The sequence below is a fragment of the Paraburkholderia dinghuensis genome (genome assembly GCF_003837865.1).
GTDB classification, from domain to species: Bacteria; Pseudomonadota; Gammaproteobacteria; order Burkholderiales; family Burkholderiaceae; genus Paraburkholderia; species Paraburkholderia dinghuensis.
This window is the reverse complement of record NZ_RQIS01000003.1, coordinates 227,793-241,943: the sequence shown is the minus strand read 5'-3', so window position 1 is coordinate 241,943 and position 14,151 is coordinate 227,793. Positions and strand designations below refer to the sequence as shown.

The window sequence follows — 14,151 nt, the reverse complement described above, 5'->3', positions numbered from 1 at the left end:
GCGCGTCAGATATCCGCTTCGACCTCGTTGCCCTTTTCTTCGAGCCACGAGCGGCGCGACGCCGCTTCACCCTTGCCCATCAGCATCGTCATGCGCGCGACGGTGGCCTCGTAGTCGAGCTCGCCCAGTGCAACCGGCGAAAGACGCCGCGTGTCCGGGTTCATGGTCGTATCCCAGAGCTGCTCGGCGCTCATTTCGCCCAGGCCCTTGAAGCGGCTGATCGACCATTGCGTCTCGCGCACGCCATCCTTGCGCAGCTTGTCGAGGATCGCATCGAGTTCGCCCTCGTCGAGCGCGTAGAGCTTCTGTGCGGGCTTCTTGCCGCGCGCGGGCGCATCGACGCGGAACAAGGGCGGTCTCGCCACGCACACATGGCCGCGCTCGATCAGTTGCGGGAAGTGCTTGAAGAAGAGCGTGAGCAGCAAAACCTGAATGTGCGAACCGTCGACGTCCGCGTCGGACAGAATGCAGATCTTGCCGTAACGCAGGTTCGAGAGATCGACGGTCTCGTCCGGATTGTGCGGATCGACGCCGATCGCCACCGAAATGTCGTGCACTTCGTTGTTGGCAAACAGCCGGTCGCGCTCGGTTTCCCAAGTGTTGAGGACCTTGCCGCGCAACGGCAGGATCGCCTGATACTCTTTGTCGCGGCCCATTTTCGCGGAACCGCCCGCCGAGTCGCCCTCGACGAGGAAAAGCTCGTTGCGCGAGATATCGGTCGATTCGCAGTCGGTCAGCTTGCCGGGCAACACGGCCACGCCCGAACTCTTGCGCTTCTCGACCTTCTGGCCCGCGCGCGTGCGCGCCTGGGCCTGCTTGATGACGAGATCGGCGAGCTTCTTGCCGTGCTCGACGTGCTGGTTGAGCCACAGTTCGAGCCCGGGACGCGAGAACGACGAGATGAGCTTGACCGCGTCGCGGCTGTTCAGGCGCTCCTTGATCTGCCCCTGGAACTGCGGATCGAGCACTTTCGCGGACAGCACGAACGAGACGCGCGCAAACACGTCTTCGGGCAGCAGTTTCACGCCCTTCGGCTGAAGGTTGTGCAATTCGACGAAGCTCTTCACGGCCTGGAACAGACCGTCGCGCAGGCCGGATTCGTGCGTGCCGCCTGCGGGCGTCGGGATGAGGTTCACATACGACTCGCGCGTGAGCGGCCCTTCCTCGCTCCACGCGACGACCCAGGCAGCACCCTCGCCGTCCGCGAAGGTGTCGTCGCCGGTGCGCGCGTTGTCGGCGTAACGCTCGCCTTCGAAGAGTGGGATCAGGAGATCGCTGCCGTTCATGCCTTCGAGCAAATAGCCGCGCAGGCCGTCTTCGTACTTCCAGGTTTGACGCTCACCCGTCTTCTCGTTGACGAGCGTGACTTCGACGCCAGGCAGCAGCACGGCCTTCGAGCGCAACAGACGCTGCAACTCGCCGACGGACACGTTGGCCGAATCGAAATACTTCGGGTCGGGAACGGCAGTAACACGCGTGCCGGTCTTCTTTTCGTCGCGCGCGGCGTTGCGCGTGGTGAGCGGCTTGACGACGTCGCCATCGGCGAAACCGATTTCAGCGACCTTGCCGTCGCGCCAGACGGTGACATCGAGGCGCTTCGACAGCGCATTGGTCACCGACACGCCGACGCCGTGCAGACCGCCCGAGAACGTATAGGCGCCGCCGGCAGCCTTGTCGAACTTGCCGCCCGCGTGCAGCCGCGTAAAGACGATTTCGACGACCGGGACCTTCTCTTCGGGATGGAGGCCGAACGGGATACCGCGGCCGTCGTCCTCGACGGAGACGGACTGGTCCGCGTGCAGCGTGACGGTGATGTGCTTGCCGTAGCCGCCGAGCGCTTCGTCTGAAGCGTTGTCGATGACTTCCTGGATGATGTGCAGCGGATTCTCGGTGCGCGTGTACATGCCCGGCCGCTGCCGGACGGGCTCAAGGCCCTTGAGCACCTTGATCGACGCTTCGCTATATGCAGCGTTTGACTTCTTCGTAGACATGGTGGTCCGTCGGTTTTCCGCACGGTTGTCCACAGGTCCTGTGGACAACCGCGTGGACAACGCGTTGAATTTTCAAAAAAAGCAAAACGAAACAACGGGGTGAACTGGTCTGCCCGCTGCGCAGGCAAATGCAGCGCGGGCCGATTCGCCAGGTATTGTACTGATTTGGTGTGGCCCGGCAATTTGGTTCACGTCGAATGGCCGACAAATGGCCGATCGGGAGAGGTCTGGCACAAAAGAAAAAAGCGGCCGTCCAAAGGCCGCTTCGCTCACTTGCGCTTGCTCTCCAGTTCCTCCCACCGCTCCAGCGCGACGAGCAGTTCCTCTTCGATCTGCGCATAGCGCTCGGTGAGCCGCGCGCCTTCCTGCGCGTCCTTCGCGAAGATCGAACCGTCCTCGATCTGCGCGCCGATTGCCTTCTGCTCCGCCTCCAGTGCCTCCATCCGCGCGGGAAGCGCCTCCAGCTCGCGCTGCTCCTTGAACGAGAGCTTCACGGTGCGCTGGGCGTTGCGGCCCGCCGCGCTGTCCTTCGGCGCAGCGGCCACCGGCGCCGATGCCGCAGGCGCGCGCGCCTCGGCAAGCTCCTGCGAGCGCGCGCTCTGCGTCTGCCAGTCGGTGAAGCCGCCGACGTACTCGCGCCATTGCCCCTCGCCCTCGGCCGCGATCACCGAGGTCACCACGTTATCGAGAAATGCGCGGTCGTGGCTCACGAGCAGGACGGTGCCGTCGTAATCGGCGAGCAGTTCTTCCAGCAGTTCGAGCGTCGGAATATCGAGGTCGTTGGTCGGCTCGTCGAGCACGAGCACGTTCGCGGGCCGCGCGAACAGACGCGCGAGCAGGAGACGATTACGCTCGCCTCCCGAGAGCGACTTCACCGGCGAGCGCGCGCGTTCGGGCGCGAACAGGAAATCGCCGAGATAGCTCATCACATGCTTCTTCGCGCCATTGATCTCGACCCAGTCGCTGCCGGGGCTGATCGTGTCGGCGAGGGTTTTATCGAGGTCGAGCTGCGCACGCATCTGGTCGAAGTACGCGACCTGCAGGTTCGTGCCGACGCGCACGGTGCCCTCGTCGGGTTTCAGTTCGCCGAGAATGAGCTTGAGCAGCGTGGTCTTGCCCGCACCGTTCGGACCGACGAAACCGATCTTGTCACCGCGCATCACGATCGTCGAAAAACGATCGACGATCGTTCGGTCTCCGTAACGTTTCACGACGTCGGTGAGTTCCGCGACGATCTTGCCGGACTTCTCGCCCTGCGCCACGTCGAGCTTCACGTTGCCCTGCACGTTGCGGCGCTCTGAGCGTTCGTTACGCATCTGCACGAGCCGCGCGATGCGTCCGACGCTGCGCGTGCGCCGCGCCTCGACGCCCTTGCGGATCCACACTTCTTCCTGAGCGAGCAGCTTGTCGAACTTGTCGTTCTCGACGCGCTCCACTTCGAGCTGCTGCTCCTTGCGCTCCTGATACTGCGAGAAGTTGCCCGGATAGGAAAGCAGACGCCCGCGATCGAGTTCGACGATGCGCGTGGCCACCCGGTCGAGGAACGCGCGGTCGTGGGTGATGAAGAGGAGGCTCGCGCGCTGCGCGACGAGCAGGTCCTCCAGCCAGCGGATACCGTCGAAATCGAGGTGGTTCGTCGGTTCGTCCAGCAGCAGCACGTCGGGCTGCACGACGAGCGCACGCGCAAGCGCCACGCGCTTTTGCATGCCGCCCGAGAGCGCGCCCACGCGCGCATCGCCGTCGAGGCCGATCTGGGCGAGCGTCGTCGCCACGCGCGTATGCCAGTTCCAGGCGTCGGCGGTGTCGAGCGAGGACTGCAGCGCATTCATGCGCGCGAGCAGTGCATCGTGCTCCACGCCTTCGGGCGTGTCCGCGAGCTGGTGCGCGACGGTGTCGTATTCGTCGAGCAGCGCGCGCACGCCTTCGAGCCCCGAGGCCACCGTGTCGAACACCGTCGCATCGGTGTCGAATTCAGGCTCCTGCGGCACATAAACGGTCGATAGATTCTGCTGGCGCGTGACGAGGCCGTCGTCGGGTCTGGCAAGCTCGGCGACGATCTTGAGCAGCGAGGACTTGCCCGCGCCGTTGCGGCCGATCAACCCGACGCGTTCGCCCGCTTCGAGCGAGAAGTCCGCGTGATCGAGCAGCGCGACGTGACCGAACGCGAGTTGCGCGCCGGTAATGGTGTAAAGCGACATGACTGGGAAAGGGTGCCTGCGTTGGACCTGAAGCGCGCATTGTACCGGTCCGGCGCGGCGACGATCGGGCAGCGCCTGCGCGCACCGACGCCGCCGCGGGCCGCGCAGGCGGCAGCGTTACTTCACGTGGACCGTGATCGTCTGGCTCCACTCGGGCCCGTACGAGCGGTGCGCGCCGTCGGCGAACTGCGCCGTGAGCGTGTGATCGCCGGGCGGCAGCGTGACGTCGGTTTCGGTCTGCCCCTTGCCGTAGTGCAGCGACTTGTCGCCCACCGGCACGACCTGCCCCTGGGGCAGCGGCCCGCCGTCGATCAGCAGATGGTGGTGGCCGGTTCCCGACGTCGTCGTGCCCGCCGGCGCGACCGTCATGCCCTCGACGGCGAACTTCACGTGCACCGGGTTGGTCACCGTCGCGCCGTCCTTCGGCTCGACGATGGAGACGCCTTCGGCGCGCGCGACGCCGCTCACGGCAAGGAGGGCCGCGAATGCCGCGCCCGCCAGCCAGGTGTTCTTGACCATCATGGTTCTCCTCGGGAGTAAGTGGTCCGACCGGCTCCGCGTGATGCGTCCATGTTCACGAGACGCCTGCGGGCTAGCATACACCGCGTCGATGAACGCCCGCGCCGCATGCGCCGCTCCCGCGCGACGCCCTCCACCGCAGCGGGGCAGCGATGACACACGGTGGCAGCGGCGGCGATTTCAAGTAACATCGCGCAGCGCCACGCTCCCCTAAATGGGGACGCATAACGGGCATGACATCGAACTGACGAAAGGAATGCAGTGAGCGAAGTGATCGAATACAAGAGCTGGGTCTGCGTGATCTGCGGCTGGATCTATAACGAGGAAGAAGGGTTGCCCAACGAGGGCATTGCGGCAGGTACGCGCTTTGCCGATATCCCCGACGACTGGCGCTGCCCGCTGTGCGACGTGGGCAAGGGCGATTTCGTTATCGTCGAGTTCTGAGCGCGCCGCGCACCTCACAAGCCAATCGCACCAGGCTGTGGTTCGCATGTCGAGCGGGTTGTGGCGTTTGCGAATGAAGCGTCCGGCACCGGACGATAGCGTGGAATGCTGTACACAACGTATCGATATTTTGGCGTCGCGCCGCTGTTCGTCACGACACCACCGAGTGATTCAGCGATGCGACGGCTGAAGTAGTTGTCTTCAGCAACCGGATAGATGAAGCACGAGCAATCGAAATTCGCGCCTGCCCACAGGTAAAGGCAGGTTACCGCTTCCCGTCCGAATCCGTTGCCCTGGCGGCTTTCGCGAATCCATATTCCGAGTTCCGGATTCGGTGTTTGTATACGGCCCAGTCCGGCCAGTCCCAGGAAACGGTTGTTCATCTTCTCTCTCACCGTAAAGACCCACTCCGTGCCGTCGGCGCAGGCCTCGATCCACGCCCGCCAGCTTGCGGCGAATTCATCCGGGCTTGCCGGTGGCTCGGACACCATGTAACGCGTCAGCGAAGGCGTCATGCACGGATACGCTTCATCGGCGTCAGCGGGAGAAAAAGGCGCAAGAAGCAATCGTGGAGATTCAATCACGTCGATCATTGTTCACGCTTCGCTGGTCGGGTCGGTCGGTCGATTTGCGGGGACGCCAGTCCAGCGACGGGAAAGCGACGGACGAATGGCGCACGCGTTATGAAGGACGTTACAGCGTGGCAGTTACGTACCTGTCCTGGCCAGACACGCCGTTCACGATCCGGCTCCCTCTGCCTGACGAAATCAATGCCGACTCAGTTTCTTGCACGTTCACGTTGAATGCAGGGTCCACGTCCGCACCGCGAACAAACCGTCGCGTATGCCCGCAAGTTTCCCGCGGAGGCACTCGCAAGAAACTTTTGTGATCCTCTGGAAAACCAGATCGCGTCAGCCAGGTCGTCGTTTCCGGATACGACACGCGCATGCGCATCCAGATAATTCGCTGCAAAGGCATCGATTGAAATTCGCATGCGTTGAAATGAAACCACAACGCGAGGACGGGCAGCATATATACGCAATGGATGACGCCGAATCCTCGCCAAATCCAGATCGACCAGCACATCGCTGCATTGGGTGAAAATGCCTGCGGGCGCGGAAGGCGATCACCATACCAGCGTGTTACCTGGGGTGATTCTCCGATGATTAAATCGTTCTGCCAATTTAATCTATTGGAGCGCCCATGGACGTCAATTCCCTCTCCAGCACTCACTGCGCGTGGCATTCGGAAAACGCGGAACGCGCAGTGCAATCCGCCGGTATCGCTCGCGAGCCCGAAATCCATTCACCAACTGAATACGGTCCTGGAAGCGGTAATCGTCCACTCGATACCGGAGTCTTCGGCAAATCGCACGACCCACGCGGAGATACAGCGAATAGCCCCGCAGGCAATACGCGCGATAAGGCTGGTAGTCCTATAGGTGGCACACGGGACAAGAATGGCAACACCGTACTCGAATCACGGGGCAAAAACGGCGAGCGCATACGGGACACGTGGGACAAGGCTGGCAATCACATACGCGACACCCAGGACAAGGCTGGCAAACATATTCGCGAGACCTGGGATAAGGCCGGCAACCACATACGCGACACCCAGGACAAGTTCGGCAACCATATTCACGAGACCTGGGACAAGGCCGGCAACCACATACGCGACACCCAAGACAAGGCTGGCAACCATATTCGCGAGATCTGGGACAAGGCTGGCAACCACATTCGCGAGACTCAGGACAAGGCTGGTAACCACATACGCGACATCTGGAACAAGCAAGGTCACCATCAGCGCTTCATCGACTACGACGACGGAATTCCACGCCACAAACACCCCTGGGACGGCCTGCCACCCGCGGGTCCCGGCGGCCCGGGTATGAGCGGGCCAACAGGCGGCGAGGCAAACGGTACTCCCGGAGATGCAGATGGCGGGTCCGGCCCGGATGGCGGCGGCGGTGGCGGAGCGGACGCCAGTGGTGACAGTGGTGGCGCACCGGGCGGGGCAGATGGTGGCGGTGGTGGTGGCGCACCCGACGAAGCGGGCGGCGGCGGGGCAGACGGTGGTGGCGCACCCGGCGGGGCAGGTGGTGGTGCGCCCAACGGAGCAGGTGGAGGCGGAGCAGCCGGTGGTGGCGCACCCGGCGGAGCGGGCGGCGGCGGTGGCGGTGGCGGAGCCGGTCCAGTCGGCGAATCTGGAGGTGGCGATCCGGGCCAATTCCCCGGCGAATTCGGGGCACCCAATGGGGCGGGCTCAACCGGCCGAGGCGGTGCGCTGGACACGTTTCCCGCTGAGAAATCGCCGCACGCATCAGCCCGCGACCCGCTCATGAGAGGCTTTAACGCGGAGCAGCAACACATGCTACGCGACGCGTATCACCACGCAAAACAAATGGTCGATGCAGCGCTCGACCATCTTCTCGCTCATGGCCCGGACAGCAACTTCCAGCGTTGGTTCGGAGCACCGACACCCGCGAACGTACAACACGTGACGCAGGTATTGAGCAACATCCAGCATGCTCTGGCACACGATGTGAACATGTTGGTCGCCACCCGAGGAGCGAACAGTCATGAACTGGCCCACGTGTTCCCCGACTCCCCTCACAAGATCGATCTGGCACCGCTGGCGTTCACCAACGTGGAAGGTCGGAATACGCTCGAGACGACGCTTATCCACGAGCTAAGTCACTTCACGAACATCGGCGGCACGGAGGATCATTCGTACGGCCGGGCGGATGACCATCGTCTCGCCGCGACGAACACCCGGGCCGCCATCACCAATGCCGACAACTACGGGATGTTCATCCAGGCCTACGGCAGTGCATGAAGCGTGGGGAACGCGTGACGCAGCGCATCGCTGAGTCGCTAGTCGGCCTCGGCCGGGCATCGCGATGCCCGGCCGAGGCCGACGTCAGCTGGAATGACGCCGCTGCCAGGTCATTGCATCCGGCCCGTTTCCCGGCACAGTTTCACTGGTGAGTGACCGCACGCAATGTGGATGCGACCCCGGGACTAACGCGCTTGCCCCGGCGCACCGCAACGCATCATTTTCGCGCTGGAAGGCGTTTGCTATACTCCACGTCCTGCATCGCGATTCGCCTTCGGCGCGAAAACGCGAACGCTCCGCGCCATGACGGGTGACTTGGGAAACATGGCGGACATAGCGGAGCCCGCAGGTTCGCGTCCCGCACGCCTCCCTGTAGTTCAATGGATAGAACAAGTGCCTCCTAAGCGCTAGATGCAGGTTCGATTCCTGCCAGGGGGACCAGCCGCCCGACGCCCATTAGCCCGTTAGCCGGCTAGCCCGCTATCCCGTTACCCAATCCGGCGAGGCTCCGCGCAAACACCCATCCCACGCCACAGGCCGCTATCCGCGATACGCCCGGCGACGCAATTCTCAGAGCCCTGACTCCTCATGGACATCAACAAGCAACTCGCAGCCCTCACCGCCTCCGAACTGCAGACGGCCGGCGCCAGCCAGGCTACCGCCATCGCGCTGAGCGTCGTGTTGCGTCATCTGAATTCGCCGGAACTCGGCCGGCTGCTCACATCGGCGTTCGAAAATCATCAGGCCGTGATGCTCCAAACGCCGTGGCCCGAACAAATGCTGCAGTCGTTCGAAGCGACCCGCCGCTTCTTCGAAGCCGCGGCGCTTCCGCCGGCGGACACGCCGCTGCAAGACAAGTAAGTCCGGCAAGCCCGTTCGCGCGGTGTCGCGTCACCGCGCCAGCCGGGCCGCGCGCGCGGTTGCACGTGCCGCTTCATCGCCGCGGGTAAACATGGATGCGCGCAGCCCTCAAGCTGCGGCGATCCATGCCGTTATGTCCGGTATGGACTCCGATCGTCCCACTCCTGCCGGGCAACTCATGTCGAGCCTCATCGATCAGGACATCACGCACATTCGCCGTGTCATGCCGCTCGCGCTGAACGGCGATCTCGCCGGTCCGATCCTCCCGTCGACCTACTGGCGCAAGCGTCTCCATCGCCTGCTCGACACCGGCTACGTCAACAAGGGCCAGCTCAGCGAAATCGACAGCCTGCTGAACGTGCTCGACGAGCACGACCTGAAAGCGGCCGAAGATGCCGACGCGGCTTCCGGGCTGCGGGCCGCTGCCGGCGGTTCGACACTCGCCTGACCCTCCTCGCCGGGACCAACGACGCTGGCCGGTTTTGCGTGACGCCTCGCAGCCAGCAGGCAGTTTTCCTGGTGCCGCGGGTCGGCTATCGGTCATAATGTCCGCCAAAATCCCCAGAGAGAATCCCGTGTCCCCGGCCCATTCGCGAGACCTGCTGCAGCAGGCACGCCAGCGCTTCACCCAGCAGCAGATCGCCGAGCATGTCGGCAAAGACGTCAAAACCGTGCGTCGCTGGGAAAAAGGCGAAACACCCTGCCCCGCCATGCTCGAAGCCGCGCTGCGCGAACTCCTGCACGGCGGCGCGCGCGCCGTCGCGGCACCCGCTCGTTTTCGCTTCGTCGACCTGTTCGCGGGCATCGGTGGCATCCGCATGGGCTTCGAGGCGCATGGCGGCGAGTGCGTGTTCACGAGCGAGTGGAATCCGTTCTCGAAGAAGACCTATCTGGAGAACCACGGCGAGGACCACGCGTTCGCCGGCGACATCACCGCGGTCCCCGCCGCCGATATCCCCGATCACGACGTCCTGCTCGCCGGCTTTCCGTGCCAACCGTTCTCGATTGCCGGCGTCTCGAAGAAGAACGCGCTCGGCCGTCCGCACGGCTTCGAATGCTCGACCCAGGGCACGCTCTTCTTCGACGTCGCGCGCATCATCGCCGAAAAGCGGCCCGCCGCCTTCCTGCTCGAGAACGTCAAGAACCTGCTGTCGCACGACCGCGGTCGCACGTTCGACGTGATCCGCCAGGTGCTGCGCGACGAACTCGGCTACGACGTCCACTATCGCGTGATCGACGGGCGCCATTTCACGCCGCAGCATCGCGAGCGCATCATCATCGCCGGGTTCCGCGAGCCCGCCGCGTTCACCTGGGACGCGCTCGCGCTGCCCGAAGCGGGCCCGCGTCTCGGATCGATCCTTCATCGCACCGACGGCTGCGAGCCCGTCCTCCCGTGGGACGGCGAGCGTTTCTTCGATCACGGCGCACGCCGCGTCCAACCGAAGTACACACTCACGCCGGGTCTCTGGCAGTACCTCCAGCAATACGCCGAGAAGCATCGCGCCGCCGGCAACGGCTTCGGCTACGGCCTCGCGTTCGAGCAGAGCGTCACGCGCACGCTCTCGGCGCGCTATCACAAGGACGGCAGCGAGATTCTCGTCCACCAGGGCGAAGGCTTGCGCCCACGCCGCCTTACGCCGCGCGAGTGCGCACGGCTGATGGGCTTTCCCGACACGTTCCGCATCCCCGTGAGCGACACCCAGGCATATCGCCAGTTCGGCAACAGCGTGGTGATGCCGGTGATGCGCGAAGTGGCGCGCACGATGATGCCGCACCTCGACGCGGCGCTCGCGAAGGCTGGCCCGAAGGTACAGGCGAAATCCGGCGCGGTGCGCAAGCCAGCGGCGAAAGCAGGGAAAGCGGGCGCGACTTCGCGAGCGCCGCGCACCGAACCGGCCGCCGAGGCGGCCTGACCCGCGGCGCGCCAACCCACGACGATCGGACGCCAAGCCATGGTCGACGTCGTCGATGCCGCCACCCGCAGCCGGATGATGTCCGGCATCCGCGGCCGCGACACGAAACCCGAGCGAGTGATCCGCAGCCTGCTGCATCGGCGCGGCTTTCGCTTCCGGCTCGACGTGCGGGAACTGCCGGGACGCCCCGACATCGTGTTGCCGCGCTATCGCGCGGTCGTGCTCGTACATGGCTGTTTCTGGCACGGCCACGCGTGCGCGCTCTTCAAATGGCCGCAGACCCGTCCCGAGTTCTGGCGCGAAAAGATCGCGCGCAACCGCGCCAACGATGCGCGCACGCTCGCCGCACTCGCCGCGCAGGGCTGGCGCGTCGCCGTGATCTGGGAATGTGCGCTACGCGGCGCGGATCACGATCCGCAAGCGGTAGTCGAGCGTCTCGACGCGTGGTTGAAGGACAGCGGCTCGGTCTGGTTCGAAGCGCGCGGATGAAGGCTGAGAGTCGTGTCGCGGTGATAAACTCACTCGACCGGTTTTGCTCAGCCGCGTCCGGTTCAGGAACGCTTGCAAGAACCTGCGAGAAGGAGATAAACAATGGCAGATTTCCGACTCTGGTCCGACGACTTTCCGAGCAACGGCTTCATGCCGAAGGCGCAGGAATTCGACGATCGGGCTTTCGGCGTCGACGGCGACAACGTCTCTCCCGCCCTGCAGTGGGACGCGCCGCCCGAGGACACGCAAAGCTTCGCACTGACGATCTACGATCCCGACGCGCCCACTGGCAGCGGCTTCTGGCATTGGGTCGTCGTCAACATTCCACCGGACGTGCGCTCGCTCGCGCGCAATGCGGGCAAGGCGGACGGCAGTCTGCTGCCGCAGGGCGCCGTGCAGATGCGCAACGACTACGGCACAGTCGGCTTCGGCGGCGCGGCGCCGCCGCGCGGCGACCAGCCCCATCGCTATATTTTCCGGGTGCATGCGCTGAAGGCGGCACACCTTCCGGTTACGCCGGAGACGACCAACGCAGTCGCCCGCTTCATGACGCACCTGAACGAACTGGACTCGACGACCTACGTCGGACTCTACGAACTTAAATAACGTTTTGCCGCAAGCGGGCCCGCGCTCAGCCGCGCGGGCCGCCGCAAGCGCATGTGCGAACACGACGCAAGTCGCCGCGCGACGCACGCCCGACCGCCGCGCGACGCACACCCGATCATCGATGCCCACCACTTCCACCACCTCCCCCGCTTCCACGCACCCGAATCACGCCACTGCAGAAGCCGAGCCCGGCCTGCCGTTCCCGCAGCGCTATCACGCGATCATCGTGGTCGCGCTCGGTATCACGCTCGCGGTGCTCGACGGCGCGATCGCCAACGTCGCCCTGCCGACCATCGCGCGCAACCTGAACGCGAGCGCGGCCAGTTCGATCTGGATCGTCAACGCGTACCAGCTTTCGGTCACGATCTCGCTTTTGCCGCTCGCCTCGCTCGGCGACCGTATCGGCTACCGGCGAGTGTATCTGTGGGGGCTCGCGCTCTTCACGGTCGCGTCGCTGGGCTGCGCGCTGGCCACGTCGCTCCCCGCGCTCGCGATCGCGCGCATGGTGCAAGGCTTCGGCGGCGCCGGCATCATGAGCGTCAATACGGCTCTCGTTCGCATGATCTATCCGCGCAGCAAGCTGGGCCGCGGTGTGGCGATCAACGCGATGGTCGTTGCCATCGCGTCTGCGGTGGGGCCCACCGTCGCATCGGGCGTGCTCAGCGTCGCGTCATGGCCGTGGCTCTTCGCGATCAATGTGCCGATCGGCATCGCCGCGTGCGTGCTCGGCATGCGCGCGCTGCCGTTCAACCCGCGGCATCCAGCGCCCTACGACTACTGGAGCGCCGTGCTCAACGCGCTCGTGTTCGGCCTGCTGATCTTCGCCGTCGATGGCCTCGGCCACGGCGAGCGCCGCGCCTGGGTGGCCGCCGAATTCGTCGCGGCGCTCGTGATCGGCTGGTTCTTCGTGCGCCGCCAGCTAAGCCAGCCCGCGCCGCTGTTGCCCGTCGATCTGCTGGGCATTCCCGTGTTCGCGCTTTCGGTGGGAACGTCGATCTGCACGTTCTGCGCACAGACGCTTGCATTCGTTGCACTACCGTTCCTGATGCAGGACACGTTCGGGCTCTCTCAGGTGCAGACCGGCCTGCTCATGACGCCCTGGCCGCTCGTGATCATCGGCGCCGCGCCGCTTGCCGGCTGGCTCTCCGACCACTATCCGGCGGGCCTCCTCGGCGGCATCGGGCTCGCGCTGTTCACGCTCGGGCTGGTGCTGCTCGCGACGCTCGGCGCCCATCCGTCGGCGTTCGACATCGGCTGGCGCATGGCGCTGTGCGGCGTGGGCTTCGGCACGTTCCAGTCGCCGAACAACCGGCTGATGCTGTCGTCCGCGCCGCGCGAGCGCTCGGGCGGTGCGAGCGGAATGCTCAGCACGGCGCGCCTGAGCGGACAGACACTCGGCGCCGCGCTCGTCGCGCTGATCTTCGGCGTGGCCCCCGAACACGGCCCGACAGCCGCGCTCTATGTGGCGACAGTGTTCGCCGCCGTTGCGGCCGTCATCAGCACGCTGCGGCTCGTGCCGGCAAATTCGGCGCCGACGCGGATGTAAATCCCCGGATTTCCCCCTTTCGATAGCACTCGCGCGCAAAATAACTGTCCAAGCGAATGGCGGCGTGTTGTCTCGCGCCGCCCGCACGATCTTCCCTTCACGGTGCTCAACCAACCAAAAGGGAGATTTCCATGTCATTGATCGTCGCCGGACGGTTCACGACCTTCCCCGCCGCCGAGGCCGTCGCCGAGAAACTCTACGAGCGCGGCTTCGTCGAGGAAGACGTAAACATCGTCTTCGTCAATCCGCGTGGACAGCACGCCCATGCCCACCACGCCATGCCCATCGCGGCGCCGCGCGAACCCGCCCTCACCTGGCAGCATCTCTCGCACAACGTCGTCGCAGACGCCGTTGCGGGCGCCGTGGTGGGTATTGCGATCTTCGCGGGGATGTCGGCGTCGCTTCCTATGGTAGTGATTGCAGCGGGTGTGGGAGCGTGCCTCGGCGCGTGGATCGGCATGATGGTGAGCCGGCAGCAAGCGGCGGAGCATCACGAGCGGGTGCTGCGCGAAACGCGCAACTCGGGCGTGTTGCTCTCCGTGCATGTGACCCCGGAGAGCCAGGCTGTCGCGGCGGACGTTCTGCGTGAATCGCACGCCGCCGACATCGAACGCGCTTCAGGCCGCTGGCAGGGTGGCCACTGGGCCGACTTCGACCCGACCCGCTCGCCCGAGCCGTACGACGCAGCGCGACAGCCGCAGAGCTGACGCGCGGGTCTGCTGCAACGCAACGCAGCGGTTCGATGGCCG

13 protein-coding genes and 1 tRNA gene are annotated in these 14,151 nt (G+C 65.0%); 10 read left to right on the top strand and 4 right to left on the bottom strand.

All coding sequences use genetic code 11. The annotated features are described in order from the left end of the window. Positions 1-5: 5 nt before the first annotated feature. The 3 genes from D1Y85_RS05705 to D1Y85_RS05695 all read right to left on the bottom strand — a co-directional run bounded on the left by D1Y85_RS05705 (position 6) and on the right by D1Y85_RS05695 (position 4,708). On the bottom strand, positions 6-1,991 hold the full coding sequence (locus D1Y85_RS05705; RefSeq protein ID WP_124150061.1) for a DNA topoisomerase IV subunit B: 1,986 nt from the start codon (positions 1,989-1,991) through the stop codon (positions 6-8). Between the two features lie 269 nt (positions 1,992-2,260). Then, on the bottom strand, positions 2,261-4,189 hold the full coding sequence (locus tag D1Y85_RS05700; RefSeq protein ID WP_124150060.1) for an ATP-binding cassette domain-containing protein: 1,929 nt from the start codon (positions 4,187-4,189) through the stop codon (positions 2,261-2,263). Positions 4,190-4,306: 117 nt separating this feature from the next. Further along, on the bottom strand, positions 4,307-4,708 hold the full coding sequence (locus D1Y85_RS05695) for a DUF4399 domain-containing protein (RefSeq protein WP_124150211.1): 402 nt from the start codon (positions 4,706-4,708) through the stop codon (positions 4,307-4,309). A 261-nt stretch (positions 4,709-4,969) separates the two neighbouring features. Here D1Y85_RS05695 and D1Y85_RS05690 point away from each other — a divergent pair, with 261 nt between their 5' ends. Then, positions 4,970-5,152, top strand: coding sequence for a rubredoxin (locus D1Y85_RS05690; RefSeq protein ID WP_124150059.1), 183 nt, complete (start codon positions 4,970-4,972; stop codon positions 5,150-5,152). A 14-nt stretch (positions 5,153-5,166) separates the two neighbouring features. Here the strand turns inward: D1Y85_RS05690 and D1Y85_RS05685 are convergent, their stop codons facing one another. Continuing rightward, on the bottom strand, positions 5,167-5,745 hold the full coding sequence (locus D1Y85_RS05685; RefSeq protein ID WP_124150058.1) for a GNAT family N-acetyltransferase: 579 nt from the start codon (positions 5,743-5,745) through the stop codon (positions 5,167-5,169). Between the two features lie 610 nt (positions 5,746-6,355). Between D1Y85_RS05685 and D1Y85_RS05680 the strand changes: the two genes are divergently transcribed. From D1Y85_RS05680 to D1Y85_RS05640, 9 genes are all read left to right on the top strand, one after another. Continuing rightward, positions 6,356-7,987, top strand: coding sequence for a M35 family metalloendopeptidase (locus D1Y85_RS05680; RefSeq protein ID WP_124150057.1), 1,632 nt, complete (start codon positions 6,356-6,358; stop codon positions 7,985-7,987). Between the two features lie 366 nt (positions 7,988-8,353). Then, positions 8,354-8,428: transfer RNA gene (locus tag D1Y85_RS05675), tRNA-Arg, on the top strand. Positions 8,429-8,575: 147 nt separating this feature from the next. Then, on the top strand, positions 8,576-8,848 hold the full coding sequence (locus tag D1Y85_RS05670; protein ID WP_124150056.1) for a hypothetical protein: 273 nt from the start codon (positions 8,576-8,578) through the stop codon (positions 8,846-8,848). Positions 8,849-8,939: 91 nt separating this feature from the next. After that, on the top strand, positions 8,940-9,296 hold the full coding sequence (locus tag D1Y85_RS05665) for a hypothetical protein (protein ID WP_246024794.1): 357 nt from the start codon (positions 8,940-8,942) through the stop codon (positions 9,294-9,296). Between the two features lie 97 nt (positions 9,297-9,393). Beyond that, a complete protein-coding gene (gene dcm / locus D1Y85_RS05660) occupies positions 9,394-10,761 on the top strand; it encodes a DNA (cytosine-5-)-methyltransferase (protein WP_124150055.1) in 1,368 nt (455 codons plus the stop codon). Between the two features lie 39 nt (positions 10,762-10,800). Then, positions 10,801-11,250 (top strand): very short patch repair endonuclease, encoded by a 450-nt coding sequence (locus tag D1Y85_RS05655; protein WP_124150054.1) that lies wholly within the window; start codon positions 10,801-10,803, stop codon positions 11,248-11,250. A 102-nt stretch (positions 11,251-11,352) separates the two neighbouring features. After that, positions 11,353-11,856, top strand: coding sequence for a YbhB/YbcL family Raf kinase inhibitor-like protein (locus tag D1Y85_RS05650; RefSeq protein WP_124150053.1), 504 nt, complete (start codon positions 11,353-11,355; stop codon positions 11,854-11,856). A 121-nt stretch (positions 11,857-11,977) separates the two neighbouring features. After that, positions 11,978-13,402 (top strand): MFS transporter, encoded by a 1,425-nt coding sequence (locus D1Y85_RS05645; protein WP_124150052.1) that lies wholly within the window; start codon positions 11,978-11,980, stop codon positions 13,400-13,402. Positions 13,403-13,533: 131 nt separating this feature from the next. After that, a complete protein-coding gene (locus D1Y85_RS05640; RefSeq protein ID WP_124150051.1) occupies positions 13,534-14,109 on the top strand; it encodes a hypothetical protein in 576 nt (191 codons plus the stop codon). The last annotated feature ends 42 nt before the right edge of the window (positions 14,110-14,151 follow it).

Bases quoted from the DNA above. Each gene is read 5' to 3' on its own strand.
- D1Y85_RS05665 (WP_246024794.1), top strand. From the start codon at position 8,940: ATGGATGCGCGCAGCCCTCAAGCTGCGGCGATCCATGCCGTTATGTCC.
- D1Y85_RS05705 (WP_124150061.1), bottom strand. From the start codon at position 1,991: ATGTCTACGAAGAAGTCAAACGCTGCATATAGCGAAGCGTCGATCAAG.
- D1Y85_RS05695 (WP_124150211.1), bottom strand. From the start codon at position 4,708: ATGGTCAAGAACACCTGGCTGGCGGGCGCGGCATTCGCGGCCCTCCTT.
- D1Y85_RS05670 (WP_124150056.1), top strand. From the start codon at position 8,576: ATGGACATCAACAAGCAACTCGCAGCCCTCACCGCCTCCGAACTGCAG.
- D1Y85_RS05680 (WP_124150057.1), top strand. From the start codon at position 6,356: ATGGACGTCAATTCCCTCTCCAGCACTCACTGCGCGTGGCATTCGGAA.
- D1Y85_RS05700 (WP_124150060.1), bottom strand. From the start codon at position 4,189: ATGTCGCTTTACACCATTACCGGCGCGCAACTCGCGTTCGGTCACGTC.
- D1Y85_RS05655 (WP_124150054.1), top strand. From the start codon at position 10,801: ATGGTCGACGTCGTCGATGCCGCCACCCGCAGCCGGATGATGTCCGGC.
- D1Y85_RS05685 (WP_124150058.1), bottom strand. From the start codon at position 5,745: ATGATCGACGTGATTGAATCTCCACGATTGCTTCTTGCGCCTTTTTCT.
- D1Y85_RS05640 (WP_124150051.1), top strand. From the start codon at position 13,534: ATGTCATTGATCGTCGCCGGACGGTTCACGACCTTCCCCGCCGCCGAG.
- D1Y85_RS05645 (WP_124150052.1), top strand. From the start codon at position 11,978: ATGCCCACCACTTCCACCACCTCCCCCGCTTCCACGCACCCGAATCAC.
- dcm (WP_124150055.1), top strand. From the start codon at position 9,394: ATGTCCGCCAAAATCCCCAGAGAGAATCCCGTGTCCCCGGCCCATTCG.
- D1Y85_RS05650 (WP_124150053.1), top strand. From the start codon at position 11,353: ATGGCAGATTTCCGACTCTGGTCCGACGACTTTCCGAGCAACGGCTTC.